The sequence below is a fragment of the Enterobacter cloacae complex sp. HYC033_NIDB genome, assembly GCF_056673335.1.
In genome coordinates, this window is sequence record NZ_CP115123.1 from 1063977 (window position 1) to 1079828 (window position 15852).

Consider the following 15852-nt stretch of genomic DNA (forward strand, 5'->3'; position numbering starts at 1 on the left):
GACAGACACGATTTTCAGCTTAGATTCAGAGTCCGAAGGATTTTGCGCTGAGACAAGGCGGCAAACGAAGGAAAGGAAGGAGCATACTGAGGTATGTGACTGACTTTACGAGAGCAGCCAACGCAGTATCAGTGCGAAAGACACAGGACAGAGCACAAGAATTTGCCTGGCGGCTGTAGCGCGGTGGTCCCACCTGACCCCATGCCGAACTCAGAAGTGAAACGCCGTAGCGCCGATGGTAGTGTGGGGTCTCCCCATGTGAGAGTAGGGAACTGCCAGGCATCAATTAAAAGAACCCCGTACCGTAAGGTGCGGGGTTTTTTGCTTTGTGCGTTCTGAAAAGTCGGGTGGTGGCCCAGCCTTACCCGCCCTACATGCTTTCCCTCCTTGAAACTTTCTCACCTTTCGCTTGCAGACTCGACATTAAGCCGGTTTCTGGGTATCGTTAGCTGTCTGGATGTCTAAACGTTTATACGTATGCTGTGAGGATTTAAGGTTATGCCGATTCGGGTGCAGGACGAGCTACCAGCCGTCAATTTCTTGCGTGAAGAGAATGTCTTCGTAATGACAACTTCGCGTGCTTCTGGTCAGGAAATTCGCCCGCTGAAGGTGCTGATCCTTAATCTGATGCCAAAGAAGATCGAAACGGAGAACCAGTTCCTGCGTTTGCTCTCCAACTCTCCGCTTCAGGTTGATATCCAGCTGCTGCGGATTGACGCGCGTGAGTCACGCAACACGCCTGCTGAGCATCTGAATAACTTCTACTGTAATTTTGAAGATATTCGCGATGAGAATTTCGATGGGCTGATCGTCACCGGCGCACCGCTGGGTCTGGTGGAATTTAATGACGTTGCCTACTGGCCACAGATCAGGCAGGTGCTGGAATGGGCAAAAGATCACGTCACGTCCACCTTGTTTGTCTGTTGGGCGGTACAGGCTGCACTGAATATCCTCTATGGCATTCCCAAGCAAACCCGCAGCGACAAACTTTCTGGCGTATACGAACACCACATTCTTCACCCGCATGCGCTGCTGACGCGTGGTTTCGATGACACTTTCCTGGCCCCGCATTCTCGCTACGCCGATTTTCCGGCACAGCTGATCCGCGATTACACCGACCTGGAAATCCTGGCCGAAACGGAAGACGGCGATGCCTACCTGTTCGCCAGTAAAGACAAACGCATCGCGTTCGTTACCGGCCATCCTGAGTACGATCCGCATACCCTCGCGTCAGAGTATTTTCGTGACGTTGAAGCGGGTCTGAATCCGGATGTCCCGTACAACTATTTCCCGAAAAACGATCCGCAAAACACGCCTCGGGCAACCTGGCGTAGCCACGGAAATTTGCTGTTTACCAACTGGCTCAACTATTACGTCTACCAGATTACGCCGTACGATCTGCGCCACATGAATCCGACGCTGGAGTAATCGTCTGCATTAAACGATCCTAAAGCGTTTCAGCTATTCAGATCAGGCACCTTCGGGTGCCTTTTTTATTTCCGAAATCCAACTCAACATCGTGAATAACTTTAATTTCATATTAATCAAATCATTGCACGCATAACTCAATTAAAATGGAAATTGTTTTTGATTTTGGAAAAATTATAGATAGTCTTAATTCTGCTGAGCGAAAACTACACAACGATCTTTCGCTCGCGTCGGGGGCGTGATTTTGGATCTTTGATGAGGAGCAGAACGATGACTCAACAGGCAACAACGGTCGATGAACTGACCTTTACCCAGCCGAATGGTGAACAAGAACAGCAAGTTTTGACGGCAGAAGCGGTAGAGTTTCTGACTGAACTGGTGACTCGCTTTACGCCACAGCGTAATAAACTGCTGGCGGCGCGCATTCATCAACAGCAGGAGATCGATAACGGCAAGTTGCCAGGGTTTATTTCGGAAACCGCTTCCATTCGTCATGGTGAATGGAAAATTCGCGGAATCCCTGAAGATTTACAGGATCGTCGCGTAGAGATCACCGGTCCGGTAGAGCGCAAAATGGTGATCAACGCCATGAATGCCAACGTCAAAGTATTTATGGCGGACTTCGAAGATTCCCTCGCGCCGGACTGGCAGAAAGTTATCGACGGGCAGATCAACCTGCGCGACGCCGTCAACGGCACCATCAGCTATACCAACGAAGCCGGTAAAATTTACCAGCTCAAACCGAATCCGGCGGTGCTGATCTGCCGCGTACGCGGTCTGCATTTGCCAGAAAAACACGTCACCTGGCGCGGAGAAGCGATTCCGGGCAGCCTGTTCGACTTTGCGCTGTACTTCTTTCACAACTATAAAAACCTGCTGGCGAAAGGCAGCGGCCCCTATTTCTATCTGCCGAAAACCCAGTCCTGGCAGGAAGCGGCGTGGTGGAGTGAAGTCTTCAGCTACGCAGAAGACCGCTTTGGCCTGCCGCGCGGCACCATTAAGGCCACGCTGCTGATTGAAACCCTGCCTGCCGTATTCCAGATGCATGAGATCCTCCATGCGCTGCGTGACCATATTGTGGGCCTGAACTGCGGCCGTTGGGATTACATCTTCAGCTACATCAAAACCCTGAAAAACCATACCGACCGGGTATTGCCGGATCGTCAGGTTGTCACCATGGATAAACCGTTCCTCAGCGCCTACTCGCGCCTGCTGATTAAGACCTGCCACAAACGCGGCGCCTTTGCGATGGGCGGTATGGCGGCGTTTATCCCGAGCAAAGACGCAGAGCGTAACAATCAGGTGCTCAACAAGGTGAAAGCCGATAAAGAGCTGGAAGCCCGTAATGGCCACGACGGGACGTGGATTGCCCATCCTGGTCTGGCCGATACGGCGATGGAAGTCTTTAACCGCGTACTCGGCGACAACAAAAACCAGCTGTTTGTCACCCGTGAAGACGATGCGCCAATCGCAGAAGAACAGTTGCTGGCGCCGTGTGCGGGCGAACGCACGGAAGAGGGGATGCGCGCCAACATTCGCGTCGCCGTGCAGTACATCGAGGCATGGATCTCAGGCAACGGCTGCGTGCCGATCTACGGCCTGATGGAAGATGCCGCCACGGCGGAAATTTCACGTACCTCCATCTGGCAGTGGATCCATCATCAAAAAACGCTCAGCAACGGCAAACCGGTAACCAAAGCCCTGTTCCGTCAGATGCTGGCCGAAGAGATGCGGGTCATCCAGGACGAACTGGGCGAGCACCGCTTCAGCAGTGGGCGTTTTGACGATGCCGCACGTCTGATGGAGCAAATCACCACCTCTGATGACTTAATCGACTTCCTGACCCTGCCGGGCTACCGCTTCCTGGCGTAATTCACCACATAACAATATGGAGCATCTGCACATGAAAACCCGTACCCAACAGATCGAAGAGTTACAAAAAGAGTGGACCCAACCACGCTGGGAAGGCATTCGCCGTCCGTACAGCGCAGAGGAAGTGGTGAAGTTACGCGGCTCGGTTAACCCGGAATGTACGCTGGCGCAGAACGGCGCGGCGAAAATGTGGGATCTGCTGCATGGGGGGTCTAAAAAAGGCTATATCAACAGCCTCGGCGCGCTGACCGGCGGTCAGGCATTGCAGCAGGCGAAGGCCGGCATTGAGGCTATCTATCTTTCCGGCTGGCAGGTCGCGGCGGATGCTAACCTTGCCTCCAGCATGTATCCGGATCAATCTCTTTATCCGGCGAACTCGGTGCCGTCAGTGGTGGATCGGATCAACAATACCTTCCGCCGTGCGGATCAGATCCAGTGGGCCGCGGGTATCGAACCCCACGATCCGCGTTTTATCGACTATTTCCTGCCGATCGTCGCCGATGCGGAAGCCGGTTTCGGCGGCGTGCTGAACGCCTTTGAGCTGATGAAATCCATGATTGAGGCCGGTGCAGCGGCCGTTCACTTTGAAGATCAGCTGGCGTCGGTGAAGAAGTGCGGGCATATGGGCGGGAAAGTGCTGGTGCCAACCCAGGAAGCGATCCAGAAGCTGGTTGCCGCGCGTCTGGCTGCTGACGTGCTCGGCGTGCCGACGCTGGTGATTGCCCGTACCGATGCGGACGCGGCGGACCTGATCACCTCTGACTGCGACCCGTATGACAGCGAATTCATTACCGGCGAACGTACCAGCGAAGGGTTCTATCGCACACATGCCGGTATTGAACAGGCGATCAGCCGCGGCCTGGCGTATGCCCCTTACGCCGACCTGGTCTGGTGTGAAACCTCCACGCCGGATCTGGCGCTGGCGAAGCGCTTTGCCGATGCGATTCATGCGAAGTATCCGGGCAAGCTGCTGGCCTATAACTGTTCGCCGTCCTTCAACTGGCAAAAGAATCTGGACGATACGACCATCGCCAGCTTCCAGCAGCAATTGTCAGATATGGGCTACAAGTACCAGTTCATCACCCTGGCGGGTATCCACAGCATGTGGTTCAACATGTTCGACCTGGCGCACGCCTACGCGCAGGGCGAAGGCATGAAACACTATGTTGAGAAGGTGCAGCAGCCAGAATTTGCGGCGGGCAAAGAAGGATATACCTTCGTTTCGCACCAGCAGGAAGTGGGAACCGGCTACTTCGATAATGTGACCACGATTATTCAGGGCGGGGCCTCCTCCGTCACGGCATTAACGGGCTCGACGGAAGAAGCACAGTTCTAATCTTTTCCCCCTCTCCCCCCTCGGGGAGAGGGTTGGGGTGAGGGGGAATATATGTCGCGTGGTCTGGAATTACTGATTGCCCAAACTATTTTGCAGGGCTTCGATGCCCAGTATGGCCGCTTTCTGGAAGTCACCTCCGGCGCGCAACAGCGTTTTGAGCACGCCGACTGGCATGCGGTTCAGCAGGCCATGAAGCAGCGTATCCATCTTTATGATCACCACGTAGGTCTGGTGGTGGAGCAACTGCGCTGTATCACCGACGGTAAAAGCCCGGATGCGGAATTTTTACTGCGCGTGAAAGAGCATTACACCCATCTGTTACCCGACTACCCGCGCTTCGAGATTGCGGAGAGCTTTTTCAACTCCGTCTATTGCCGGTTATTTGACCACCGCTCATTATCTCCTGAGCGGTTATTTATCTTCAGCTCCCAGCCGGAGCGCCGCTTCCGTACCATTCCGCGTCCGCTGGCGAAAGATTTCTTTCCCGATCGCGGCTGGGAAAAGCTCCTGCACCGCGTCTTAACGGATTTGCCGCTGCGCCTGCCGTGGGAGAATAAACCCCGGGATATCGGCTATATCCACGCATATCTCAGTGAAACCTTCGGCGAGGCGGTGCTCAGCCGCAGCCATTTGCAGGTTGCCAACGAGCTTTTCTACCGGAATAAGGCCGCCTGGCTGGTGGGCAAACTGGTTACGCCGACAGCTATCGTGCCGTTTCTGCTACCCATTCACCGTACCGACGACGGCGAACTGTTTGTCGATACCTGCCTGACTACCAGCGCTGAGGCCAGTATCGTATTTGGCTTCGCCCGTTCCTATTTCATGGTCTATGCCCCACTGCCTGCCGCCCTGGTGGAGTGGCTGCGCGAGATCCTGCCGGGCAAAACCACCGCCGAGCTGTATATGGCGATTGGCTGTCAGAAGCATGCCAAAACGGAAAGTTATCGGGAATACCTGTGTTATGTCACCACGGCTGATGAGCAGTTTATCGAAGCGCCGGGGATCCGCGGCATGGTGATGCTGGTTTTCACACTGCCGGGCTTCGACCGCGTGTTTAAGGTGATTAAGGATAAATTTGCCCCGCAGAAAGAGATGACCGCCGCTCACGTCCGCGCCTGCTATCAGCTGGTTAAAGAGCACGATCGCGTCGGGCGAATGGCGGATACCCAGGAGTTTGAAAACTTTGTGCTGGATAAGCAGCAGATCGATCCGTCGCTGATGTCGCTGCTAATGCAGGAAGCGCCGACGAAAATTACCGATCTTGGCGATAAGATTGCGATTAGCCATCTCTACATCGAACGCCGGATGGTGCCGCTAAATATCTGGCTGGAGCAATCCGAAGGCCAGGCTTTACGAGACGCCATTGAAGAGTACGGCAATGCGATTCGCCAGCTCGCCGCCGCCAATATTTTCCCCGGCGACATGCTGTTTAAAAACTTCGGCGTCACCCGTCACGGGCGGGTGGTGTTCTACGATTACGATGAAATTTGCTACATGACCGAGGTGAACTTCCGCGATATCCCGCCGCCGCGCTACCCGGAAGATGAACTGTCCAGCGAGCCGTGGTACAGCGTATCGCCGGGCGATGTGTTTCCGGAGGAGTTTCGCCACTGGCTTTGTGCCGACCCGCGCATCGGGCCGCTATTCGAAGAGATGCATGCCGATCTGTTCCGCGCCAGCTACTGGCGCGGGCTGCAAACGCGGATCAAAAATGGGCACGTGGAAGATGTCTATGCTTACCGCCGCAAGCAGCGGTTTTGCATCCGCTTTTCTCCCTCTCCCTGTGGGAGAGGGCCGGGGTGAGGGCATCAGGCGGCAATGCACGTTTAACGAATCCCACCATACGCCAGCGTCACCTCTTTCGCGGCCTTAATCACCATCGCGCCCAGCTCGGTGACGCGGTCGTCGGTCATGCGTGAAATCGGCCCGGAGATGGAGATGGCGGCAAACGGCTCGCGGTGCTCGTCAAAAATGCAGGACGCGAGGCAGCGCAGCCCGAGGGCATGTTCTTCGTCATCAAACGAATAGCCGCGCTTGCGGGTCAGAGCCAGATCTTCTTTCAGATGCACGGGCGACACCAGCGTGGCGTGGGTATAGGCGTGCAGCCCTTTACGGTGCAGCAGCCCCGTTACCTGCTCTTCGCTCAGCTGCGAGAGAAACGCTTTCCCTGCGCCAGAGGCGTGCATCGGCAGTTTGCCGCCAATCGGTGCGGACATGCGCATCAGCTGCGTACACTGCACCTGGTCGATGATAATCGCCTGGTGATCGCTCTGATCCAGTACGGCCAGGTTTACCGTCTCGCCGGACTCCTCCATTAGCTTGCGCAGAATCGGGTGGACAATCGCCAGCAGGTTGCGGCTTTGCAGGAAGCTGCTGCCGACAATAAACGCATGCGCCCCCACCGCCCAGTGCCCCAGCTCGCCCACCTGACGCACGAAGCCCAGCTGCTGCATGGTGGTCAGCAGACGGTGCGTGGTGGAGTTCGGCAGGCCAGCCTGCTGCGCCAGCTCCGTCAGGGCCACGCTACCATGCGATTCGGCTATCCATTCCAGCAGCTTCAGGCCGCGCGTCAGGGATTGAACCTTTCCGCCAGGTTGTGCAGCGGTGGTTGCAGCAGGTTTTCTGCCGCGTTTAGCGGGAACGGTCGTAACCATGACGAACTCCTTTTTCTGTATCGTGGAAATCATTTTCGTTTTATTTGGTGGTTTTGCAACCGCTTTCCTGACTGATCGGAGGAGTGATAGTGAACATGTCTCATGTTACCGCTGTGTGACTTTTCGACCCTGCGAGATTATGCCAGTATGGAACGCAGCCTTTTGGCCATGTTGAGCGTTGTCGGGAGCAAGTGTGAGCAGCAAAGTAGAGCAACTGCGTGCGCAGTTAAATGAACGAATTCTGGTGCTGGACGGCGGCATGGGCACCATGATCCAGGGCTATCGTCTGAGTGAAGACGATTTCCGCGGCGAGCGCTTTGCCGACTGGCCTTGTGACCTGAAAGGGAACAATGACCTGCTGGTGTTAAGCAAACCGTCTGTTATCAGGGATATCCACAACGCTTACTTCGAAGCGGGTGCGGATATTGTTGAAACCAACACCTTCAACTCGACAACCATCGCCATGGCGGATTACCAGATGGAATCCCTGTCGGCGGAGATCAACTTTGAAGCGGCGAAGCTGGCGCGCGCCTGCGCCGACGAATGGACGGCCCGTACGCCGGACAAGCCGCGCTACGTAGCCGGGGTGCTGGGTCCAACCAACCGCACCGCGTCGATTTCTCCGGACGTCAACGACCCGGCGTTTCGGAACATCACCTTTGACCAGCTGGTGGCCGCGTATCGTGAGTCCACTAAAGCGCTGGTGGAAGGCGGTTCCGATCTGATCCTGATTGAAACCGTATTCGACACCCTCAACGCCAAAGCGGCAATTTACGCGGTGAAAGAGGAGTTCGAGGCGCTGGGCGTCGACCTGCCGATCATGATTTCCGGCACCATCACCGACGCCTCGGGGCGCACGCTTTCCGGCCAGACAACCGAAGCGTTTTATAACTCCCTGCGCCACGCCGAAGCGCTCTCCTTCGGCCTGAACTGCGCGCTGGGGCCGGACGAACTGCGCCAGTACGTGCAGGAGCTTTCGCGCATCGCAGAGTGCTACGTCACCGCCCACCCGAACGCCGGTCTGCCGAACGCGTTCGGTGAGTACGATCTGGATGCCGACACCATGGCGGCGCAAATCCGCGAATGGGCCGAATCTGGCTTCCTCAACGTCGTCGGCGGCTGCTGCGGCACCACGCCGGAGCATATCGCCGCCATGAGCCGCGCCGTCGCCGGGCTTCCACCGCGCAAGCTACCCGAGCTTCCGGTAGCCTGTCGTCTGTCCGGCCTGGAGCCGTTGACCATCGGCGACGACAGCCTGTTTGTGAACGTGGGTGAACGTACTAACGTTACCGGTTCTGCGAAGTTCAAGCGCCTGATCAAAGAAGAGAAGTACAGCGAAGCGCTGGACGTTGCCCGCCAGCAGGTAGAAAGCGGCGCGCAGATCATCGATATCAACATGGACGAGGGGATGCTTGATGCCGAAGCGGCAATGGTGCGTTTCCTCAACCTGATTGCCGGTGAGCCGGATATCGCCCGCGTGCCGATCATGATTGACTCTTCCAAATGGGAAGTCATCGAAAAAGGGCTGAAGTGCATTCAGGGCAAAGGCATCGTTAACTCCATCTCGATGAAAGAGGGCGTCGATACCTTTATCCACCACGCGAAGCTGGTCCGTCGCTACGGAGCCGCCGTGGTGGTGATGGCCTTCGATGAAGTGGGCCAGGCCGATACCCGCGAGCGCAAGATTGAGATTTGCCGCCGCGCGTACAAAATTTTGACCGAAGAGGTGGGCTTCCCGCCGGAAGACATCATCTTCGACCCGAACATCTTCGCCGTCGCGACCGGCATCGAAGAGCACAACAACTACGCCCAGGACTTTATCGGCGCGTGTGAAGACATTAAACGCGAGCTACCGCATGCGCTGATCTCCGGCGGCGTGTCAAACGTGTCGTTCTCGTTCCGCGGCAACGACCCGGTACGTGAGGCGATCCACGCCGTATTCCTCTACTACGCCATCCGCAACGGGATGGACATGGGGATCGTCAACGCCGGCCAGCTGGCAATTTACGACGATCTGCCAGCCGAGCTGCGCGACGCCGTAGAAGACGTGATCCTCAATCGTCGTGACGACGCCACCGAACGCATGCTGGATCTGGCGGAAAAATACCGCGGCAGTAAATCTGACGAATCAGCCAACGTTCAACAGGCCGAATGGCGCTCCTGGGATGTGAATAAGCGTCTGGAATACTCGCTGGTAAAAGGCATTACCGAGTTTATCGAGCAGGATACCGAGGAAGCGCGTCAGCAGGCCGCCCGTCCGATTGAAGTGATCGAAGGGCCGCTGATGGACGGCATGAACGTGGTCGGCGATCTGTTCGGCGAGGGCAAAATGTTCCTGCCGCAGGTGGTGAAATCCGCCCGCGTCATGAAGCAGGCAGTGGCGTATCTGGAACCCTTTATCGAAGCCAGCAAAGAGAAGGGCTCCAGTAACGGTAAAATGGTCATCGCCACCGTGAAGGGCGACGTACACGACATCGGCAAAAACATCGTTGGCGTGGTGTTGCAGTGTAATAACTACGAAATTATCGACCTTGGCGTGATGGTCCCGGCGGATAAAATCCTCAGGACCGCGCGTGAGGTGAATGCGGATCTGATTGGTCTTTCCGGGCTGATTACGCCTTCGCTGGACGAAATGGTCAACGTGGCAAAAGAGATGGAGCGCCAGGGCTTTACCATTCCGCTGCTGATTGGCGGGGCAACCACCTCGAAAGCCCACACGGCGGTGAAAATCGAGCAGAACTACAGTGGGCCGACGGTGTATGTCCAAAACGCCTCGCGCACCGTGGGCGTGGTCTCCGCGCTGCTGTCCGACACCCAGCGCGATGACTTTGTCGCCCGCACCCGCAAAGAGTATGAAACCGTCCGCATTCAGCATGGACGTAAGAAACCGCGCACGCCGCCGGTTTCGCTTCAGGCGGCGCGCGATAACGATCTGGCGTTCGACTGGTCCAGCTATACGCCGCCGGTCGCACACCGTCTGGGCGTGCAGGACGTGACGGCCAGCATCGAAACGCTGCGTAACTACATCGACTGGACGCCGTTCTTCATGACCTGGTCGCTGGCGGGCAAATATCCGCGCATTCTTGAAGATGAGGTGGTGGGCGAAGAGGCGAAGCGCCTGTTTAAAGATGCTAACGACATGCTCGACAGGCTGAGCGCAGAGAAAGCCCTCAACCCGCGCGGCGTGGTGGGGCTGTTCCCGGCGAACCGCGTGGGCGACGACGTGGAAATCTACCGCGATGAAACCCGCACCCACGTGCTGGCCGTGAGCCACCACCTGCGCCAGCAAACCGAGAAAGTGGGCTTTGCCAACTACTGCCTGGCGGATTTCGTCGCACCGAAACTCTCCGGTAAAGCCGACTATATCGGCGCCTTTGCCGTAACCGGTGGTCTGGAAGAAGACGCGCTGGCGGATGCGTACGACGCGCAGCACGATGATTACAACAAAATCATGGTGAAAGCGATCGCCGACCGTCTGGCGGAAGCCTTCGCTGAATATCTGCATGAACGCGTACGTAAGGTGCACTGGGGCTACGCGGCGAATGAGAATCTCAGCAACGAGGAGCTAATCCGCGAAAACTACCAGGGCATTCGTCCGGCGCCGGGGTATCCGGCCTGCCCGGAACACACCGAGAAGGGCACTATCTGGAAGTTGCTGGACGTCGAAGCGCATACCGGCATGAAGCTCACCGAGTCGTTCGCCATGTGGCCGGGCGCGTCCGTTTCCGGCTGGTACTTCAGCCATCCGGACAGCAAGTACTTCGCCGTGGCACAGCTTCAGCGCGATCAGATTGAGGATTACGCCCTGCGTAAAGGCATGAGCGTGTCAGAGGTGGAACGCTGGCTGGCGCCGAATTTGGGCTACGACGCAGACTAACGTCACTTTTCCTTACAACAAACAGGGCACCGCTATGGTGCCTTGTCTCTTTCTTACGTTTAAACCCTTATACTGAACCTCAGGAAAACGAATAACGATAAGGAGGAATGCCTACCGTGTTGACGTTGTTACACCTGCTCTCCGCAGTCGCACTGCTGGTATGGGGCACCCATATCGTTCGTACCGGCGTGATGCGTGTGTTTGGCGCACGTTTACGTACCGTTCTCAGCGGCAGCGTTGAGAAGAAGCCGCTCGCCTTCTGCGCGGGTATTGGCGTCACGGCGCTGGTGCAAAGCAGCAACGCCACCACCATGCTCGTCACCTCGTTCGTGGCGCAGGATCTGGTGGCGCTCGCCCCGGCGCTGGTGATTGTCCTTGGCGCCGACGTCGGTACCGCGCTGATGGCGCGTATCCTGACGTTCGATCTCTCCTGGCTGTCGCCACTGCTGATTTTTATCGGCGTCATTTTTTTCCTCGGCCGTAAGCAAAGCCGTGCCGGGCAGCTTGGCCGCGTCGGTATTGGCCTCGGGCTGATCCTGCTGGCACTGGAGCTGATTGTGCAGGCTGTCACGCCGATCACCCAGGCCAACGGTGTGCAGGTCATCTTCGCCTCGTTAACCGGCGATATTATGCTGGATGCGCTGATCGGCGCGGTATTCGCCATCGTCAGCTACTCCAGCCTGGCAGCGGTCCTGCTGACGGCGACCTTAACCGCCGCAGGGGTAATTTCCTTCCCGGTGGCGCTGTGCCTGGTGATCGGTGCCAACCTCGGCTCTGGCCTGCTGGCGATGCTCAACAACAGCGCCGCCAACGCTGCCGCCCGCCGGGTGGCGCTGGGGAGTTTACTGTTTAAGCTGGTGGGTAGCCTGATCATTCTGCCGTTTGTGCACCCGCTGGCGAACCTGATGGATAATCTCTCTCTGCCGAAAGCGGAGCTGGTGATCTACTTCCACGTCTTCTACAACCTGGTGCGCTGTCTGGCGATGGTGCCGTTTGCCGCGCCGATGGCCCGCTTCTGCGAGCGGCTTATTCGTGATGAACCGGAGCTGGACGCGCGCCTTAAACCGAAGCATCTGGACACCTCGGTGCTGGATACTCCTGCGCTGGCAATCGCCAATGCCGCCCGCGAAACGCTGCGCATGGGCGACGCGATGGAAACCATGCTGGAAGGGCTGCAAAAGGTGATGCACGGCGAGCCGCGCGAAGAAAAAGAGCTGCGCAGGCTGGCGGACGATATCAACGTGCTGTATACCGCCATCAAGCTCTATCTGGCGCGGATCCCCCAGGACGAGCTGGCGGAAGAGGAGTCGCGCCGCTGGGCGGAAATCATCGAGATGTCGCTTAACCTGGAGCAGGCTTCGGATATTGTCGAGCGTATGGGCAGTGAAATCGCAGACAAATCCCTGGCCGCACGCCGGGCGTTTTCTGTTGAAGGGCTGAAAGAGCTGGAAGCGCTGCACGAACAGCTGGTCAGCAACCTGAAGCTGGCGATGTCGGTCTTCTTCTCCAGCGACGTGCCGAGCGCGCGCCGCCTGCGCCGCAATAAGCATCGTTTCCGCATCCTTAATCGCCGCTACTCACACGCCCACGTTGAGCGTCTGCACCAGCAGAACGTGCAGAGTATCGAGACCAGCTCACTCCACCTGGGGCTGCTGGGCGATATGAAGCGCCTGAACTCGTTGTTCTGTGCGGTGGCGTACAGCGTGATGGAGCAGCCGGATGAAGACGATGAGCGGGATGAGTATTAATCCCCAGAGGGTTTGATTGTTAACCCAAGGCCCAATGCTTTCATGACCGCCAGCGTGGTTTTGAGCGTTGGGTTCCCCTTATCACTGAATGATCGATACAGTTGTTCTCGTGACAGGCCCGTTTGCTGGGAAATGGTCGACATCCCTTTCGCTCGGGCGATGACGCCCAGCGCTTTAGCAATGTACGCTGAGTCACCCGTCTCTAATGCATCAGCCATAAACACAGCGATTTCCTCGTCATCCAGCAGTGCGTTGGCTGGATCGTAGGGTGTTAATTTATGCATGCTCATTCACTCCTGCCATTGGGATACATTGCTCAGCATTTTTGCCATAAGTATGTCTCTGGCCTGGCTGCTTTTGTCACCACCACATAACAGCACGATGATGCAATTGCCCTGGTCCTTAAAATAGATCCTGTAGCCCGGGCCAAAGTGAATCCTCAGTTCACTGATACCTTCTCCCACAGGTCTAATGTCGCCCGCTAAGCCATTTGCCAGCCTAAAGAGGCGGGAGGCGATAATCGTCTTTGCCCGCCTGTCCTTTAAATTTTGCTCCCAGCGTCGGAAGGATTCTGTCTGAACGATCTCCTTCATATTACTCCCTGTGATTTATAAACTACAAGCAATTGTCTCTGGAGAGTAAAGCTAAAAGGAGTTAGCCCAAGGATAAATAGCCTGACGCTAAATCCTGAAAGCGTCTCGCAAACTAAAAAACCCGTCTCAGTAACCGTCGGCTAATCTTTTTTTCCAGCCCAAACCTAAGGTATATTTCGCCCTTCACAGGAGAAACTATGCTGCCAACTCAATCAACCCGATTAAACAAATACATTAGCGAGAGCGGGATCTGCTCACGTCGCGAGGCTGACCGTTACATTGAACAGGGTAACGTGTTTCTTAACGGCAAACGCGCCACCATTGGCGATCAGGTGGTGCCTGGCGATGTGGTGAAAGTGAATGGTCAGGTCATCGAACCGCGTGATGCCGAAGACCTGGTGTTTATCGCGTTGAACAAGCCGGTTGGGATTGTCAGCACTACGGAAGATGGCGAGCGGGACAACATCGTTGATTTCGTGAACCACAGCAGCCGTATTTTCCCGATTGGTCGCCTGGATAAGGACTCTCAGGGGTTAATTTTCCTGACTAATCACGGCGATCTGGTGAACAAAATTCTGCGTGCCGGTAACGACCACGAGAAAGAGTACATTGTTACGGTGAACAAGCCGGTCACGGACGAGTTCATCCGGGGAATGGGCGCAGGCGTGCCGATTCTGGGCACCGTGACGAAGAAGTGCAAAGTCCGAAAAGAGGCGCCGTTCGCGTTTCGTATCACGCTGGTGCAGGGCCTGAACCGCCAGATCCGCCGCATGTGCGAGTACTTCGGTTATGAAGTGACGAAGCTGGAACGCACGCGCATCATGAATGTTAGCCTGTCCGGGATCCCCCTGGGCGAGTGGCGTGACTTAACGGATGACGAGCTGATCGAGCTATTCAAACTTATCGAGAACTCCTCGTCCGAAGCGAAGCCGAAAGCTAAAGCCAAACCGAAAACGCAGGCGATTAAGCGTCCGGTGGTGAAGGCACCGCAGGCGGAAGAGAAAGGGCGGGGCAAGCCGGGCAACGGAAAACGCTTTACCCAGCCGGGGCGCAAAAAGAAAGGGCGCTGATTAGCGCCTTCCACGGGTTGATGTGCTGGCGGACCAGGAAAAAGTCGCCTCTGCATCGGGTTTATACGCCTGCTCTTTTTTCAGCTTGCGGGCTTTTTTCGCCGCGGCATCACGTTGCGCCATCAGTTTATCGATGTACTCTTTTTTAACCTGATTGGTTTCGGCGTTCGTCAGCGTGCGGCCATGCGCGATGCGGGCGCGGTCGAGAAGCGTTTTCAGTTCGCGCTGCTCGGCTTCCGTCATGTCTTTCTGGGTCAAACGTGGTGTAGCCATTGCTGAAGCCTCCTGATGGGGAGGCTTCAGTGTAAAGCAAGCCGAGTCAATTAACCCTGTTTCACCGCATCTTTTTTCGGTTGGTCATCAATCGGCTTACCGGACCAGTACCCTGCTAACAGCGAACCGGACAGGTTGTGCCAGACGGAGAACAGCGCCCCCGGTAGCGCTGCCAGCGGTGAGAAGTAAATTTTACCCAGCGCCGCCGCCAGGCCGGAGTTCTGCATCCCCACTTCGATCGCCAGCGTGCGGCAGGTGGATTCGTCAAAGCCAAACAGCTTCCCGCCCCAGTAACCGCCCAGCAGACCAATAGTGTTATGCAGCACAACCGCGACGATCACCACAAAGCCCACCGAAGCAATGTGCGATGCGGAACCGGCTACCACGGCGCTGATAATGGCCAGAATGCAGACCATCGAAAACGCGGGCAGATACGGCTCAACCGCTTTCACCACCCGAGGGAAGAGATGGTGGATCACCAGCCCCAGCGCAATCGGGAGCACCACGATTTGCAGGATGCTGAGCAGCATGCCCATCACGTCCACCTGGATATGCGCGTCCACGTACAGGCGGGTTAACAGCGGCGTGGCAATCACGCCCACCAGCGTGGAAACGGACGAGATAGTGACGGAAAGCGCCACGTCGCCTTTCGCCAGATAGATCATGACGTTAGATGCCGTACCGCTGGCGACGCTCCCCACCAGCACCATCCCGGCGGAAAGGTCGGGCGGCATCTTAAAGGCCATCGCCAGCAGCCAGGCCGCGAGCGGCATCACCAGGTAGTGCAGGAAAATCCCTGCGGCAACCGGTGCCGGGCGAGACAGCACGCGTTTGAAATCGTCAATTTTCAGATGCACGCCCATGCCGAACATAATCAGCATCAGCAGCGTGGTGACCCACGGACCAATGCCCGTGAACGTGGCAGGAGTGTAATACGCGAGTACAGAGAGCAGCAGCGCCCATAACGGGAACAGCCGGGTGATAGCGGAGAGCATAGTGAA

12 protein-coding genes and 1 rRNA gene are annotated in these 15852 nt (G+C 56.6%); 8 read left to right on the top strand and 5 right to left on the bottom strand.

The annotated features are described in order from the left end of the window. Positions 1-165 precede the first annotated feature (165 nt). The 5 genes from rrf (at position 166) to aceK (ending at position 6439) form a co-directional block, all read left to right on the top strand. Positions 166-281 (top strand): 5S ribosomal RNA (gene rrf, locus O1721_RS05075). Between the two features lie 217 nt (positions 282-498). Then, on the top strand, positions 499-1428 hold the full coding sequence (metA, locus tag O1721_RS05080; protein WP_017382604.1) for a homoserine O-acetyltransferase MetA: 930 nt from the start codon (positions 499-501) through the stop codon (positions 1426-1428). A 270-nt stretch (positions 1429-1698) separates the two neighbouring features. Next, entirely contained in the window at positions 1699-3300 is a 1602-nt protein-coding gene (aceB, locus tag O1721_RS05085) for a malate synthase A (RefSeq protein WP_032646862.1), read from the top strand. 31 nt (positions 3301-3331) lie between these two features. Next, entirely contained in the window at positions 3332-4636 is a 1305-nt protein-coding gene (gene aceA, locus O1721_RS05090) for an isocitrate lyase (RefSeq protein ID WP_023295753.1), read from the top strand. Between the two features lie 51 nt (positions 4637-4687). After that, positions 4688-6439, top strand: a complete 1752-nt coding sequence (aceK, locus tag O1721_RS05095) for a bifunctional isocitrate dehydrogenase kinase/phosphatase (protein WP_032646863.1) — start codon at positions 4688-4690, stop codon at positions 6437-6439. Between the two features lie 23 nt (positions 6440-6462). Here the strand turns inward: aceK and iclR are convergent, their stop codons facing one another. Further along, the gene (gene iclR, locus O1721_RS05100; protein WP_032646864.1) at positions 6463-7290 is read right to left on the bottom strand and encodes a glyoxylate bypass operon transcriptional repressor IclR; all 828 of its coding nucleotides are present in this window, start codon (positions 7288-7290) and stop codon (positions 6463-6465) included. Positions 7291-7483: 193 nt separating this feature from the next. Here iclR and metH point away from each other — a divergent pair, with 193 nt between their 5' ends. Further along, positions 7484-11167, top strand: a complete 3684-nt coding sequence (metH, locus tag O1721_RS05105) for a methionine synthase (RefSeq protein WP_032646865.1) — start codon at positions 7484-7486, stop codon at positions 11165-11167. 116 nt (positions 11168-11283) lie between these two features. Beyond that, a complete protein-coding gene (locus O1721_RS05110) occupies positions 11284-12915 on the top strand; it encodes a Na/Pi cotransporter family protein (RefSeq protein ID WP_003860350.1) in 1632 nt (543 codons plus the stop codon). Here the strand turns inward: O1721_RS05110 and O1721_RS05115 are convergent. Both O1721_RS05115 and O1721_RS05120 read right to left on the bottom strand, forming a co-directional pair. After that, positions 12912-13199, bottom strand: a complete 288-nt coding sequence (locus O1721_RS05115) for an addiction module antidote protein (RefSeq protein WP_023295755.1) — start codon at positions 13197-13199, stop codon at positions 12912-12914. The genes O1721_RS05110 and O1721_RS05115 overlap by 4 nt on opposite strands. Positions 13200-13205: 6 nt before the next feature. Continuing rightward, a complete protein-coding gene (locus O1721_RS05120; RefSeq protein WP_023295756.1) occupies positions 13206-13508 on the bottom strand; it encodes a type II toxin-antitoxin system RelE/ParE family toxin in 303 nt (100 codons plus the stop codon). A gap of 197 nt (positions 13509-13705) precedes the next feature. Between O1721_RS05120 and rluF the strand changes: the two genes are divergently transcribed. After that, positions 13706-14578, top strand: a complete 873-nt coding sequence (gene rluF / locus O1721_RS05125; RefSeq protein ID WP_003860347.1) for a 23S rRNA pseudouridine(2604) synthase RluF — start codon at positions 13706-13708, stop codon at positions 14576-14578. On the opposite strand, the gene O1721_RS05130 is transcribed toward rluF, so the two are convergent. Beyond that, complete coding sequence (locus O1721_RS05130) at positions 14579-14851, bottom strand: YjbD family protein (protein ID WP_017382612.1); 273 nt, start codon at positions 14849-14851, stop codon at positions 14579-14581. A gap of 50 nt (positions 14852-14901) precedes the next feature. Then, a complete protein-coding gene (gene panS, locus O1721_RS05135) occupies positions 14902-15846 on the bottom strand; it encodes a ketopantoate/pantoate/pantothenate transporter PanS (protein ID WP_032646868.1) in 945 nt (314 codons plus the stop codon). Between the last annotated feature and the right edge of the window lie 6 nt (positions 15847-15852).

Coding starts and splice junctions, on each gene's coding strand:
- metA (WP_017382604.1), top strand. CDS start 499: ATGCCGATTCGGGTGCAGGACGAGCTACCAGCCGTCAATTTCTTGCGT.
- O1721_RS05120 (WP_023295756.1), bottom strand. CDS start 13,508: ATGAAGGAGATCGTTCAGACAGAATCCTTCCGACGCTGGGAGCAAAAT.
- O1721_RS05115 (WP_023295755.1), bottom strand. CDS start 13,199: ATGCATAAATTAACACCCTACGATCCAGCCAACGCACTGCTGGATGAC.
- panS (WP_032646868.1), bottom strand. CDS start 15,846: ATGCTCTCCGCTATCACCCGGCTGTTCCCGTTATGGGCGCTGCTGCTC.
- aceB (WP_032646862.1), top strand. CDS start 1,699: ATGACTCAACAGGCAACAACGGTCGATGAACTGACCTTTACCCAGCCG.
- O1721_RS05130 (WP_017382612.1), bottom strand. CDS start 14,851: ATGGCTACACCACGTTTGACCCAGAAAGACATGACGGAAGCCGAGCAG.
- aceA (WP_023295753.1), top strand. CDS start 3,332: ATGAAAACCCGTACCCAACAGATCGAAGAGTTACAAAAAGAGTGGACC.
- rluF (WP_003860347.1), top strand. CDS start 13,706: ATGCTGCCAACTCAATCAACCCGATTAAACAAATACATTAGCGAGAGC.
- aceK (WP_032646863.1), top strand. CDS start 4,688: ATGTCGCGTGGTCTGGAATTACTGATTGCCCAAACTATTTTGCAGGGC.
- iclR (WP_032646864.1), bottom strand. CDS start 7,290: ATGGTTACGACCGTTCCCGCTAAACGCGGCAGAAAACCTGCTGCAACC.